This window comes from Xenorhabdus thailandensis (assembly GCF_037996785.1).
GTDB lineage: Bacteria > Pseudomonadota > Gammaproteobacteria > Enterobacterales > Enterobacteriaceae > Xenorhabdus > Xenorhabdus griffiniae.
In genome coordinates this window covers 92,973-106,728 of record NZ_JBBMXF010000012.1, presented here as the reverse complement: position 1 = coordinate 106,728, position 13,756 = coordinate 92,973, and the positions used below count along the sequence as shown (strand labels likewise).

The window sequence follows — 13,756 nt, the reverse complement described above, 5'->3', positions numbered from 1 at the left end:
GATCAATTGAGTTGTTGACGCCATGCGTTCAATACATCGGTACGAGTAACAAGCCCCAGGAAATGATTGTCATCATCAACAATCAGGGCCACATGACCAGCATCAAAGGTAGCAATTAACTGCGTCAATGACGCTTTTTTATTGAGCGTATGAATCTGATTGGTCATCGCTTCAATAACAGGCAGCGAGAAATGATGTGAATTAGCCTGAATGGCATGCATAAGATCCCACTCATCAATAAGCCCAACAATTTGATCGTTTTCGATCACAGGTAACTGTGAAATGTCATACAGACGCATTCGGTTATAAGCGATCTGCAAGGTATCGTGCGGGGAAACTGAAATCGTCGCGCCATCCTGATAACGATAGGTAATATAATCACTCAAATTATTTTCTTGTGGTTGTGAACGCAGCCCTTGTTCCAATAACCAGTAATCATTAAACATCTTCGACAGATATTTGTTACCGCTGTCACAAGCTAACGTCACGACGCGTTTCTGCGTTGTCTGTGCACGGCAATAACGTAACGCCGCCGCTAACAATGTGCCTGAAGAAGAGCCTGCGAGGATCCCCTCTGTTAATAGTAAATCGCGTGCGCAGGCAAACGCTTCTGCATCAGTAATGCGATAAGCATGGTGAACCTGAGAAAAATCCCCAAGAGGCGGGACAAAATCTTCTCCAATACCTTCCACAAACCAACTTCCCGCTTCGTCATAGTGACCATGCTCAACATAATCGGCAAGAATGGAACCTTTGGGATCTGCGAGGATAAATTCCGTATGAGGGGAAATTGCCTTAAAATACTGGCTTAAGCCCCCCAAAGTCCCGCCAGAACCGACACCAACGACCACAGCATCAACATTCTGCTCCATCTGCTGCCAAATCTCTGGCCCTGTGGTCGCAAGATGCGCGGCTGAGTTCGCAGGATTATTGAATTGATCAATATAATAAGCTCCGCTGATTTCTTTCGACAGACGCAAGGCGTAATCCTGATAATATTCTGGATGTCCTTTTCCGACATCAGAACGTGTCAGGCGAACATCCGTTCCCAGCGCCCGCAGGTGATAAATTTTTTCGCGGCTCATCTTATCAGGTACAACTAAAATCAGTTTATAGCCCTTCATGGCGGCAACCAATGCCAACCCAATCCCCGTATTACCTGCCGTGGCTTCAATGATTGTGCCCCCTGGCTGCAACAATCCCTGTTTTTCCGCCTGCTCAATCATTGAAAGTGCAACACGATCTTTAATCGAACCGCCAGGATTCTGATTCTCTAACTTAATGAATAGCTGGCATGGGCCTGTATCCAGATGAGTCAATTCCAATAGCGGTGTATTCCCTATAAGTTCAAGAACAGAACGTGGTGCTGCCATATTTGCCTCTTGCTAATCGGTAAAATTTGCAAATAAAACTTTCAGATTGGGAAAGAATAACGCTGCATGGTAATCAATTTGAAAGAACAAATGAAAACTACATATAACAAAAGTGAATTAATTAATTCGATATTGATAAATTAAAACACCTCTACAATTCATTATTTTTTATCATTTAATAATAAATAAATCCTAATAATAGGAACTTTATGAAAATGCACCTCACAATAATCACTTCATTACAATCTCAACAAGACATCAATCAACCTGTATATACCAATCTAACTTCAAGATGCGTGTGTTTTCTCCCCCAAGAAACGAAGGAGAAATCAGGTTTCATAGCGTGTTGTAAATTGTCACTTGAAGTTTAATACGTATATTCCTTAACTCAGAAAATTCGGTAAAATGGCAGACACTCGAATGAAATAAGACAATCATCTCATAACTAATCTCCTCAACAACAATGAACAAACAAAAGAGGCACCTATGTTTACATACAAAGAGGCGGCCAATTTTGCGGCATTCGTGTTATATGCTGCGAAGATGAATGAACAATACTACAATAATCCAACGCCCCCAGCCGATCCTCGAATTGAAGAAGATGGATGGAAAGTTATAGCGTATATCTTAGCAAATGATCTGTCTTTCTCAGTCACCTCCAGAAAAGGTGAATGGCCTGATCATGTCTGTTATGGTTATGTAGCAAAGAAAGTGGCCGAAAAAAATAATTCTCCAGAGAGATATATTATTGCTATACGTGGAACCGATCCCACAATTTTGCTGGAAGATGTCCATGATGGGCTGATTGATTTTACATCACCGTGGACCCGTTTTCCCAAGATAGAAGTCAGCCAGGGTTTTTTTAGTGTCTATGACTCAATGAAGCTGATTATCATTGAGCCTGAATTTCACCGTGATTACAGCAATCTCAACTTCGCTGAAGCAATTGCTCAATTTATAGGGGGAAATAGTCAATTCACTATAACCGGTCACAGCCTCGGAGCCGCAATTGCGTCCTATCTGATGTATGAAATTGGCCCTCTGGCTCCCAATCACTCAGCCTGTTTATTTGCCTGCCCAAGGCCTGGAAACCAAGAATTCTCCAGACTCGTTACCCAAAACTTTAGCAATTTTGCGGTGTTCAACTATATCGATGACGTCATACCACATCTGCCCCCTAAAATCCTGGGATATGCCTCACTGGACTCTATCAACGAGTTTACACCTCAAACCAATTTAGCTATTTCAGCTGGACCGTTATGTAGCCACTATTTAATCAACTACATTGCCAGATTAGATTTGGACGTATTCAAAAGAGTGACAAAATACGGTGATATCGATTCTTGTATTAATTTATAGTTAGGAACTTATCAACAAACAGGAGCATAAAGATGAAATGGCGTGGTTATACATACAGTGCAGTATTAATGGTAAGTAGCCTGTTTTCCCCTGCGTTATGGTCAAAAGGGGAGGCTCACTTGTTATTCCACATGGGGCTGGGAGCCAATGGTCAATTTTTTGTAGGTGGTACACTGCAAAATAAAGGCGACCAACCTGTGGCAGGAGGTTATCTGGCTATTTTACCCCTTAACGCAAAATGTGAGCCAGGTACACTAACCGTATACCCATTTGAACCATTGGCATCGGGGGAGAAGAAGGAATTTCGCGTTCCAATAAATACCCCGCTAAGCAGTTATCGTTTAATTGGTTTTGGTGCCTATGACGATATGGGCTTTCCTCTCCCTGCCATAGATGAAACAGCCAAAATTATTCAAGAGCGCGAATCCAGTGAACGCAAAGCTTGTCAGTCAGCCCGAACACCAATCTCTACCAATCAACCAGCAACCCAACGGGGGTGATAAAAAACTATCGTGAAATTTCTCTATCCGTATTGATCCGTAATAATGCAAACCCGTCCCAACCTTTTTCCCCCACAGTCTGTAAAGCCGTTACCGTCAGTTCAGGATAGTTGGACATTCTATCCAGTGCCTGACGCACACCTTCGACAGCTTCACTCCGCTGCTCATGTATAATTGCACCTTCGCGGATGGCATTGTCCATGATGATAATGCTTCCCGGACGCCCCAACTTGACAGCCCAATCCAGATACAACGGACTACTTTGTTTATCGGCATCAATAAAAATCAAATCAAAGGGCGCTTCAGAACTTAGCGTCTGTAAGGTTTCACTGGCCTCGCCCACAATAATTTTGATTTTGTCGGCAAGCTGTGCGCTTTCGATATTGTGCTGAGCCACCTCGGCTACATGGGGATCTTTTTCCAACGTGAACAGTAATCCATCATCAGGCAATCCTTTTGCCATGTACTGGGCGCTATATCCTCCCAATGTGCCAATTTCGAGAATACGTCTTGCACCACTGATTTGTACCATCATCATCAAAAATTGCCCTTGCAGCGCAGAAACATTAATAGCTGGCAATCCTTGATCGGACATATGTTCAAGTGTTTGTTCAAGGTGTGAGGATTGGGGTAACAGGGTTTGTTTAAGGTAGTCGTCAACTTCTGTCCACTGTTGCTGGAGTGCTGCTAGCTGTACATCGGAACTCATGATCATACTCCTTTCATTGTTAAGGTTAGGTATTGGATGAGCATATCATTTAGAAAAAATGTTTTCGACGCGCCGTCTTGCGCTTATTCCAATTGGCTGGCACCTTTTGTGGCCTGACAAAGATAAATATCCGCTTTTAAACCTGTTTTAGTTTCGTATTGTTGCTCAATCGCCTTTTCCACATTTTTCACCAAATCAGGGGGAACCAACGCCACCACACAACCGCCAAAACCGCCTCCCGTCATACGGACACCACCATGATCGCCAATCACGTCTTTGACTATTTCCACCAGCACATCTATTTCACGGACAGTAATTTCAAAATCATCACGCATGGAAATATACGATGCAGCCATCAGCTGACCAAGACGAAACAAATCACCAGCACTCAAAGCATCAGCCGCCAATTTAGTCCGCAAATTTTCGCTGATCACATGGCGGGCTCGTTTGACGAGCAATGTATCGAGCAACGCTTGTTTAGCATTGAACTGCTCAAGCGTGATATCACACAACATATTCACGCCCAACAAATGAGCGGCTTCTTCACATTGCTGCCTGCGCATATTGTATTCGCTATCCACCAACCCCCGTGGTTTATTGGAATTGATGATCATCACAACCACGTTATCAGGCATACGTACAGATTGCGTAGCCAACGTGAAACAGTCGATCAACAAGGCGTGATTTTCTTCCCCACAAGCAGAGATTAACTGATCCATGATGCCAGAATTGCAACCAACAAACTGGTTTTCTGCTTGCTGCCCACTCAATGCAATCTTTTTGGAACTAATATCAAGCTGATAAAGCGATTTAATGGCTTGTCCAACCACGACTTCCAATGCCGCAGATGAACTCAAACCCGCACCTTGTGGAATATTGCCACTAATAGCAAGATCCATTCCTCCAAATGCATAACCACTCGCCACCAGAGCATTCATCACACCGCGGATGTAATTTGCCCACATTTTTTCTGGCAGAAAGAGAATTGGCTGGCCAAGATCAAATTCATCACACTGATTATGATAATCAACCGCTATCACCCTGACACGCTTATCTCCACGCTTCGCGGCGGCAACCACCGTCTGGAAATTAATTGCGCAAGGCAAAACTAAACCACCGTTGTAATCCGTATGCTCCCCGATAAGATTCACACGCCCCGGTGCCTGAAAAAAGTGCGTTGGCGAAGAGTTAAAGTACGCATTAAAAGATTCAGTGACGTTTTGGATTAACGTTTTCATCTCTTTTTCCCCAGAAACGTTTCTTAACGGAAATCAGCGTACCTTAAAATGAATGTCGCTGACATTCCGTAACCGCTGGGCGGCCTGTTCTGGCGTCAAATCACGCTGAGCTTCCGCCAACATTTCATAACCCACCATAAACTTACGGACGCTGGATGACCGTAATAACGGCGGATAAAACAGTGCATGTAATTGCCAGTGATCAATATTGTGTTTTTGTGATTTAAGATTGGTATCGCGTTGATGCTCGAAGAAGGGCGCAAAATGCCAGCCCATTGAATAGGGAAAAGCGCATTGAAACAGATTATCATAGCGACTGGTCAATTTTTTAATCGCCACCGCCAGGTCATCACGTTGTGCCTCTGTCAGTTCATTCATGCGACGGATATGACTTTTCGGCAACAGCATAGTTTCAAATGGCCATACCGCCCAATAAGGTACAACCGCAAGCCAATATTCGGTTTCCACGACCGTACGTGCACCATCTTTGCGCTCAGCATCGATATAATCCATCAATAAGTTAGTTCCATGCTGGCAATAATATTGCCGCAACCGTTCATCTTTACGAGCCAGCTCATCAGGCAGGAAATCACTGGCCCAAATCTGCCCATGAGGATGAGGCTGGGAACACCCCATCATTTCGCCTTTATTCTCAAAAACCTGAATCCAAATATAACGCTGGCTCAATTCTTCAATCTGCGCATTCCATGCATCAATGACACGGCGGATTTGCTCCAATGGTAGCTCTGGTAATGTCTTGCTGTGATCAGGAGAAAAACAGAGTACCCGACAAACACCTCTTACTGGCTCAATTTTAAATAATGGGTTATCGGTAGGATGAATATCAAAGCGTTCCGGTAACAAGGCAGAATAATCATTCTGGAATAGATAGATGTCCTGATAATCTGGATTGATATTACCTGAAGCGCGGGTATTGTTCGGGCATAAAAAACAGTGTTCATCGTAACTTGGCAAGGCGACGTGGAGAGGTTTTTCATCAATTCCGCTCCACGGTCGTTCTGTTCGGTGTGGTGAAACAATAATCCATTTATCCGTCAAAGGATTGTATCGCCTGTGTGGAAAATCAACAGTATTGAATCGTATCTTTGGCATATTGGATACCCCTTACTTTCACCACACAAACCCTACAGAAAGCCAAACGTTTGTTGTTGCTTACTTCGCTTTATAGCCATTGGGATTTTGAGATTGCCAACGCCAGGCATCCGCAGTCATTTCCACGATAGTGCGATTTGCTTTCCAGCCCAGCTCTCGCTCGGCTTTCTCCGGGCTTGACCAACATTCGGCAATATCACCCGGACGACGTGGACAAATTTCATAAGGAACTGGTTTACCGCAAGCATTACTGAAAGCCTCTACCATTTCCAGTACGCTGGTACCTTTTCCAGTCCCCAAATTGTAGATATGCAATCCCGCTTTTTTACCAACGGCATTGAGGGCCGCGATATGCCCGTCAGCCAAATCCATCACATGGATATAATCGCGAACGCCAGTGCCATCGGCTGTTGGATAGTCATTGCCATACACGGACAGTTTCTCCCGACGGCCTACCGCAACCTGGGCAATATAGGGCATCAAATTATTGGGGATCCCCTGAGGATCTTCCCCCATCGTGCCAGAAGGATGAGCACCAACTGGATTGAAGTAGCGTAACAACACTACAGACCAATCATTTTCTGCATGATGGAAATCAGACAGGCAGCGTTCAACCATATATTTACTGGTGCCATAAGGGTTAGTGGTATTACCTACCGCAGACTGTTCAGTAATAGGCACAACCTCCGGATCACCATATACCGTCGCAGATGAGCTAAAGATAATGCTTTTTACCCCCGCTTTACGCATACTACGCACCAGCACCAGCGTTCCATTGACATTATTATCATAATATTCGATAGGCTTGGCGACTGACTCGCCAACCGCTTTCAAGCCTGCAAAATGAATAACTGACTGAATTTGGTGGCGGGAGAAAATAGCATCAAGGAATGATTCATCACGAATATCCCCTTCATAAAACAGTGGCTGAATCCCCGTCAATGCCTCAATGCGAGCCAAAACTTCACGATTGGCATTGCACAGATTATCGATGATGATCGGCGTCATTCCAGCTTCAATCATTTGAACACAAGTATGGCTACCGATATATCCCATCCCGCCTGTTACTAATATTTCCACAACAACCTCTTTTCAAAAATGGTAACAACGAGGAGTATAAAAAGAGTCACAGCGTTAGTGAACTAATTTTATGTTTTAGCGTTTACTTATAATTATTATTTTTATATAAAAATCAAATAATTAAAGTTTTATTTAACTGTATATTATTCCAGTATTTATTAAAGTCGCTGTTACCTACCTGGTTGTGCGATTCATCAGGCACGGAGCACATTAAAGCGCGAGTATACTTGCTGATTACACCGCCTAATGTTTCATACTCCCGTGCATACGGGGACAAACCATGAATCCAGTAAAAACCATTGCGCCATAGAGGAAATAATGTACAATGCAATACAAATGTAATTACACATGGTGATACTATGAGCACAATTCAGATAAGAGTGGATGAAGAATTGAAAAAGAATGCATACCGTGCATTTGATAAATTGAATCTTTCCCCTTCCGACGCTATGCGGCTCTTTCTACGTTATGTGGCGGAAAATGAAAAACTACCATTTACAGAAATATCCGTAATGGTCTCAGAGCACGATGAAGATGAAGATATTCTGGAAGTGGTACGTGAACGTTTAAAGGATCCCGCTAAACGAATTCGGGTAAATCTTGATGAAATTTAGTATAGGTTTCGACGAGCGTGCATTAAAGGAATGGCAAAAACTAGATAAAAGCATCCGTGAGCAGTTTAAAAAGAAATTGTGATATGGGTAATAGCTGTTGGTAAACATGAAAAATCAAAAATTTACAAGTCAGCCACTGAGCGTATAGTGCAATGAATTGTGAATTTATAACACATTAACCTATCCCATAAATAAAGACGCGTTTACTTAATAGCCACTGTCACTAAGAATATTTTCCATATCGTTTCCTTAGCTTAATTAGCAATTTATCTAATAATCGCAACCGATAATAAAAAAACCATGATGAAAAAAATAACTTTTACTTCTATCCTTACCTCTGTTCACACTACTGCCATAAATGATCCTTTTTTTACAGACATACAAGCAGGTGCACTGTCAGAACATCCCGATCTTCAAATCATAAAAACTTATTTTGATCAGTCTTGCTATCGGGATGCACTATTTGAAGAATATGGCATTACCTACCCAAGCCAATTACAAAATGCCGTTAATAAACGACGTGCGGAATATCTGGCTGCCCGTTATTGCATTCAACAAGTTTTAACTCGTTTAGATTACCCTGATTTTCAGGTTACCAATGCTCAAGATCGCTCCCCAATCTGGCCTGACAATATTTGTGGTTCGATTTCTCATTCAGCCAACTGTGCTATCGTCTTTGCAGCTTCTTGCAATAACTATCGAATGATAGGTGTAGATATCGAGCAGGAGATTAAGCCTGATACCATCAAAAGTATTTCACCCAGCATCATCAATGACAATGAAGTGAAATTACTGACAGAATGTCCATTACCTTTTGCACAGGCATTCACTCTTGCGTTCTCCCTCAAGGAGAGTCTGTTTAAGGCACTTTATCCCCATGTAAGACGCTTCTTTGATTTCCATGCCGCTGAAATTACGTCAATTGATTACAGAAATGACGCTATAAGCATCAAACTACTGCAAACATTATCTGATGAGTATCGAGCTGGTTCGCAATTCCACGGAAATTTTGCCTTAATGCCACAGCAGCAAGTATTGACGTATATTGTCCAGTGATATGCTTGGTTTGAAAAAAAGAGCCCCCTAAATTTTTTCAAACATTGTAAATATCGCAAATTGCGATATCATAAGGAAGTGATATGCGAGTTATCACAGCAAAAGTCATCATTGAAGCAATGCAAAAACATGCTCAATGGAAGGTAGGCCTAAAACTCTGGTTGGATGTTTTTGATAAAGTGTCTTTACGGTTTGAATCTTATGCTCAAATCCGTGAGCTATGGCTTAAAACATCGACATGGAATGTTGATCGTATACCCCACGAATTACTGGAGGCAGGAAGCAAAAAAGGGCCATTAGATATTTATATATTTGATATACATAAAAATAAATGCCGCATTATCACATGGCTTAATCCCAAATCAGGCACTTTTTATATTAAAGATGTTTGCCCCCATACTGAATATGATAAATGGTGGCGTAAACAGACTAAATCAAAACGCTCAAAAAGGTGAAGCATGAGAAAAACATCACTCGTTACTGATAAAAGGATTGATGGACTCATCGAAATTTTACCCCAAATGATGCAGTCAATATCTGAGCAAATCAGCCCGTTGGCACTTTTGTTCTCAGCATGTATTGAACCTGTAGAAAACGATGACGATCTGAGTGCCCGCATGGCACTGATTGATGAGTTATACTCATATGCTGAAAATACCGAACATGCTGCAGCAAAGTTCGCTGATTTTATCACCGACCGTGTCTATGAGTACGAAGCTAAAAATCGCCAAGTCCCCAATGTCACTCCACGTGAAGCACTGAGCTACTTGATGAAAGAAAGAGGCATTAGGCAGCTTGATCTGCGTGACATTGCAAACCAGAGCGTCATATCAGAGATACTGCATGGAAAACGTTCTATGAACATTGGGCAAGTAAAAGGCTTTGCCAAATTCTTTAACGTTCCTGTTGAAACCTTTATGGGTTCAGACTGAGAAAAAACTATATTTCTATATAGCGTTTCAAAATGATAGGAATATTCCTTACCCCGCGCGGGGTAAGGAACTCCAACATCTGATATGCTCAGTATTATGAAAACCTATTTAGAGATACACTCAAATTAAAGGCTCACTTTTAGATGAGCCTTTAAAAACAACTTATATGCATTAAACTTCAAGTTGCAATTTACAACACGCTATGAAACGTGATTGCTCCCCCGCTTCGCAGGGAGCAATCACACGCATCTTGAAGTTAGATTGGTATATAAGATGAATGCATTAAAGATCTTTCTTTGATGCCTGCAAATACAGTAACTCCAATCCAATCGTTGCGGCCGCTAATGCCGTAATTTCAGATTGGTCATAAGCCGGTGCCACTTCCACCACATCCATTCCAACAATATTCAATGGTTGCAAAGCGCGCACTATTTTCAATGCTCGATCTGACGTCAATCCACCAATCACCGGCGTTCCTGTACCTGGTGCAAATGCCGGATCAAGGCAATCAATATCGAACGTCAGGTAAATCGGCAAGTCACCAACCACCGTTTTAATCTGCTCAACAATATCATCAACACCGCGATCATTAACCTGACCAGCATCTAATACAGTGAAACCATTATTCGTATCGTGTTCAGTGCGAATACCTATTTGTACAGAGTGGTGAGGATCTATCAGCCCTTCATTTGGCGCATGGTAAAACATCGTACCATGATCAAATTGACTGCCATTGGCATAAGTATCTGTATGGGCATCAAAATGGATCAGCGCCATTTTACCAAAGTGTTTTGCATGGGCACGTAACAGTGGCAAAGTAACAAAATGATCACCACCAAATGACAACATACGCTTACCCGATGCCAGCACCTTTTCAGCATGTGCCTGCAACTTATTACTCATATCCTGGGCATCACCAAAATTAAATACCAGGTCCCCGCAATCCACCACATTCAGGCGCTTGCGTAAGCTAAAGTTCCACGGCCAACGACAGCTTTCCCACGCCAGATTAGTCGATACCTGACGGATAGCAGCTGGCCCATGGCGGCTTCCTGCACGTCCCGATGTTGCCATATCAAAAGGAACGCCAGTAATTACCCATTCTGCATCACTGGAATAGGGCTGAAAATTCAATGGAAAACGCAGGAAACCGAAGGCATTTGAAACCAAAGAGTTATCAATTTGGTTTCCTAAAGAGCTAATACTCATGATATATCCTCAAAAGTCCCATGCTGGCTTATTACTCGTCTCCAATGCTGGCAGTAACAAGTAACATAGAGGCTTATTTACACTAGAAAATTAATCTTCCAAATACACGATTATTTAAAATTAAAATAAAAAAATGTTAGCAATCAATTCAAAACTAAAGAAACGAATGCGTACACGCTCACATACAAACCAGAAAGGCACCTAACATCCAAGTTCATAGACCAATCCAGGATGAGCATATATAGGCATATAGTATTAGACATGTTTTCTGCTTGCTACAACTTACCGTACTGTAAAAGATAATTTGAAGAAGAGTATGACCAATGACAACAATTATTGGATTTATGACCCTAAAGGAAATATATGCTACGATACTCACTCCGCAGGCATGTTACTGTTCTTTTTTGTTGATAGCAGTAGAAAGCCGACACCAGAGGCAAAAAGCAAAATAGCAAAGATGGCCATGATTAACCGCAGACCTGACAAAGCCCCTACGGACCAGATCGTTGCCACCGAACCGACTCCCACAGCACCGCCTAATTGCCGGGATGCATTGAGAGTCCCTATTCCGCGGCCAACATCGGTCGCAGCCAAAGAAGTCATAAAATACGATGTCAGTGCGGTGACCACAACCCCCATGCCTATGCTGACAATAATAGAACTACCGACGAGGAAAATCGCAGCTTTGTTAACTGGGAAGCAAGTCAAAACAATATAACCAGCCGACGCTGTTATCAAACCACCGCAAAGGATCCGTTCTGTGTTATATTTCGCGGCCATTGTCCCGCCTATGACATTAGCAATTGAGACAAAAATCGCATAAGGCACAAGCAAGACACCTGAAAGCAACGGTGTTAAAGCCAGACTTTCTTGTGCATACAAAGAAATACCGACGAGTAACCCATATATGCATGTGTTAATCCAAAATCCGAGTGCAAGGCCAAAGATGTAGCGACGTGAAACTTGGTGAATTACAGAAATAGACATACAGTTACGTCGGCCGTGCCAGAACAAGGCGCTAATGCTTGCAGTGAGAACGATTCCACTTACCCAGCGATATTCTGATGGAACGGATACTCCCGGTGTTGTGATTAGCACACCAGATGCGATCGCCAATCCTAGGGCAATGGGGGAAATAATGGGTATTCGTATCGACTTTAAATTGGGCGTCAACATAACGGGTAAACGCGCTCTGAACAGCAAGACAACGCCAGCAATACCAATGGGCACATTTACTACAAAGGCGTATCGCCAGCTTGCATACTGAGCAAGCGCCCCTCCAACAAGCGGCCCTATTGCGAGCGCTGCGCCACCAAAAGCCATCCACCACCCCAAGGCTTTTACCTGCAATGATTCATCGCCCTCACAAGAAGCATTTAACAGTGATAACGCACTAGGAAGCAGCAGTGCAGCAGCAATACCTTGAAGACACCGGGCGGCAATTAACGCCTCTATCGACGGTGCAAGCGAACAGGCAACGGAGGCTAAAGCAAACAGGCAAGTCCCGATAACAAATGCAGTTGTGCTGCCAATCCTATCGGATAATGTTCCCAAGAAGATGAGGCATGCTGCAAAAAACAACGTATAGCTGGTTAAAACCCATTGGGATATTAGAAGGGAAGCATCAAGTTGCCTTGCGATCATGACAATGCTGACATTCATAATCGAGTTGTCGAGCTGGATAAGAACAAACGCAGAACTGGTAGCAACAATTGCCGGTATATTTAATTTACTAGTCATTATTGTGGCGGTTATTCTGAAACGCTAATGCTTTATAATCTCTGTATAGAGTTCATCCCAAAAATCCCCAAGAAGACTGATGAACCCGTTGAATCCATATTTTAGCTCTGCAAAGTCATCAGCATTTTTGCAAGAACGAGCAGCAGTAATAATGCTTTGTATTTTATGTTCTTTCTCAGCCCATCCAATGTGGATATACAGATATTCACAAATGTCATGAAACTCGTCTAATTCATACGCATCCATATAATGCCTAAATCCTTCATACAACTTGACAAATTGTGTATATGCATGCCATTCCTGAGCTAAAATAGCCCCATTTGCACAGGCTGCGTTTCGTGAGCATAAGTTCAAACTTTGTTCAGTCAGTGCAAGAGTTGTGGGTAACAATTCAGTTGACGAAGAATCCAAGTTTTGAAATGGGTGTCCGGTGTGTTTTTCGAGTAACCCATCAAGCCATCTACGAAGTACAAAGATATGAACATCTTCTAAATTTCCGCCTCCCAGTTCATCACGAATGTTGTGTAATATTTCCAGGCGAGAAACAAGATCGTCTGTGACAACGAAGGTCTTTGCGAGCCTCGTTACTGTTGGTGATATCCAGTGATAGTAGTTATCGGCAAAAACTTCGAGTTGTTTTGCGTTGAGTTTTTGTGACATCCAAAGTTTATAAAAGTTATTATCGAGAGCACGGCTCTTATATACTTCATTGGCAATTGATGTTATTTCCTCTCGAAAGAGTGCCTGTTGCGTATTATTATCCAATGCAATTTCTGTTGCGCAGTTCATAATAACCTCGAAAAATTAACTGATAGGAACAATGCCAGCGTCCA

The 13,756-nt window shown here is 42.6% G+C and carries 14 protein-coding genes; 6 read left to right on the top strand and 8 right to left on the bottom strand.

What is annotated here, in order from left to right; genetic code table 11:
- Nucleotides 1-2: 2 nt before the first annotated feature.
- A complete protein-coding gene (locus AAC853_RS10740) occupies nucleotides 3-1,373 on the bottom strand; it encodes a pyridoxal-phosphate dependent enzyme (RefSeq protein WP_340614562.1) in 1,371 nt (456 codons plus the stop codon).
- A 486-nt stretch (nucleotides 1,374-1,859) separates the two neighbouring features.
- Here AAC853_RS10740 and AAC853_RS10735 point away from each other — a divergent pair, with 486 nt between their 5' ends.
- Both AAC853_RS10735 and AAC853_RS10730 read left to right on the top strand, forming a co-directional pair.
- Nucleotides 1,860-2,732 carry a lipase family protein gene (locus tag AAC853_RS10735; protein ID WP_340614561.1) on the top strand — a complete coding sequence of 291 codons (873 nt, stop codon included), beginning with the start codon at nucleotides 1,860-1,862 and terminating at the stop codon, nucleotides 2,730-2,732.
- A 32-nt stretch (nucleotides 2,733-2,764) separates the two neighbouring features.
- Complete coding sequence (locus AAC853_RS10730; protein WP_338884682.1) at nucleotides 2,765-3,232, top strand: membrane-associated Zn-dependent protease 1; 468 nt, start codon at nucleotides 2,765-2,767, stop codon at nucleotides 3,230-3,232.
- Nucleotides 3,233-3,239: 7 nt separating this feature from the next.
- On the opposite strand, the gene AAC853_RS10725 is transcribed toward AAC853_RS10730, so the two are convergent.
- The 4 genes from AAC853_RS10725 to galE all read right to left on the bottom strand — a co-directional run bounded on the left by AAC853_RS10725 (nucleotide 3,240) and on the right by galE (nucleotide 7,372).
- On the bottom strand, nucleotides 3,240-3,941 hold the full coding sequence (locus tag AAC853_RS10725) for an O-methyltransferase (protein ID WP_340614560.1): 702 nt from the start codon (nucleotides 3,939-3,941) through the stop codon (nucleotides 3,240-3,242).
- A gap of 83 nt (nucleotides 3,942-4,024) precedes the next feature.
- Entirely contained in the window at nucleotides 4,025-5,179 is a 1,155-nt protein-coding gene (gene galK, locus AAC853_RS10720) for a galactokinase (protein ID WP_340614559.1), read from the bottom strand.
- 33 nt (nucleotides 5,180-5,212) lie between these two features.
- A complete protein-coding gene (locus AAC853_RS10715) occupies nucleotides 5,213-6,292 on the bottom strand; it encodes a UDP-glucose--hexose-1-phosphate uridylyltransferase (RefSeq protein WP_340614558.1) in 1,080 nt (359 codons plus the stop codon).
- 60 nt (nucleotides 6,293-6,352) lie between these two features.
- A complete protein-coding gene (galE, locus tag AAC853_RS10710; RefSeq protein WP_338804646.1) occupies nucleotides 6,353-7,372 on the bottom strand; it encodes a UDP-glucose 4-epimerase GalE in 1,020 nt (339 codons plus the stop codon).
- Nucleotides 7,373-7,731: 359 nt separating this feature from the next.
- On the opposite strand from galE, the gene AAC853_RS10705 reads away from it, so the two are divergent.
- The 4 genes from AAC853_RS10705 to AAC853_RS10690 all read left to right on the top strand — a co-directional run bounded on the left by AAC853_RS10705 (nucleotide 7,732) and on the right by AAC853_RS10690 (nucleotide 9,974).
- Complete coding sequence (locus tag AAC853_RS10705) at nucleotides 7,732-7,986, top strand: type II toxin-antitoxin system RelB/DinJ family antitoxin (protein ID WP_189758550.1); 255 nt, start codon at nucleotides 7,732-7,734, stop codon at nucleotides 7,984-7,986.
- A gap of 303 nt (nucleotides 7,987-8,289) precedes the next feature.
- Nucleotides 8,290-9,042, top strand: a complete 753-nt coding sequence (locus AAC853_RS10700; protein WP_340614557.1) for a 4'-phosphopantetheinyl transferase family protein — start codon at nucleotides 8,290-8,292, stop codon at nucleotides 9,040-9,042.
- A gap of 83 nt (nucleotides 9,043-9,125) precedes the next feature.
- Nucleotides 9,126-9,497, top strand: a complete 372-nt coding sequence (locus tag AAC853_RS10695; protein WP_338884669.1) for a type II toxin-antitoxin system HigB family toxin — start codon at nucleotides 9,126-9,128, stop codon at nucleotides 9,495-9,497.
- A gap of 3 nt (nucleotides 9,498-9,500) precedes the next feature.
- Nucleotides 9,501-9,974: a helix-turn-helix domain-containing protein gene (locus AAC853_RS10690; protein WP_273570393.1), complete on the top strand. Its 474-nt coding sequence runs from the start codon at nucleotides 9,501-9,503 to the stop codon at nucleotides 9,972-9,974.
- Nucleotides 9,975-10,256: 282 nt separating this feature from the next.
- On the opposite strand, the gene speB is transcribed toward AAC853_RS10690, so the two are convergent.
- The 3 genes from speB to AAC853_RS10675 all read right to left on the bottom strand — a co-directional run bounded on the left by speB (nucleotide 10,257) and on the right by AAC853_RS10675 (nucleotide 13,712).
- Entirely contained in the window at nucleotides 10,257-11,183 is a 927-nt protein-coding gene (gene speB / locus AAC853_RS10685) for an agmatinase (protein ID WP_338884667.1), read from the bottom strand.
- Between the two features lie 375 nt (nucleotides 11,184-11,558).
- The gene (locus AAC853_RS10680) at nucleotides 11,559-12,923 is read right to left on the bottom strand and encodes an MFS transporter (protein WP_340614556.1); all 1,365 of its coding nucleotides are present in this window, start codon (nucleotides 12,921-12,923) and stop codon (nucleotides 11,559-11,561) included.
- Between the two features lie 24 nt (nucleotides 12,924-12,947).
- Nucleotides 12,948-13,712, bottom strand: coding sequence for an iron-containing redox enzyme family protein (locus AAC853_RS10675; protein ID WP_340614555.1), 765 nt, complete (start codon nucleotides 13,710-13,712; stop codon nucleotides 12,948-12,950).
- Between the last annotated feature and the right edge of the window lie 44 nt (nucleotides 13,713-13,756).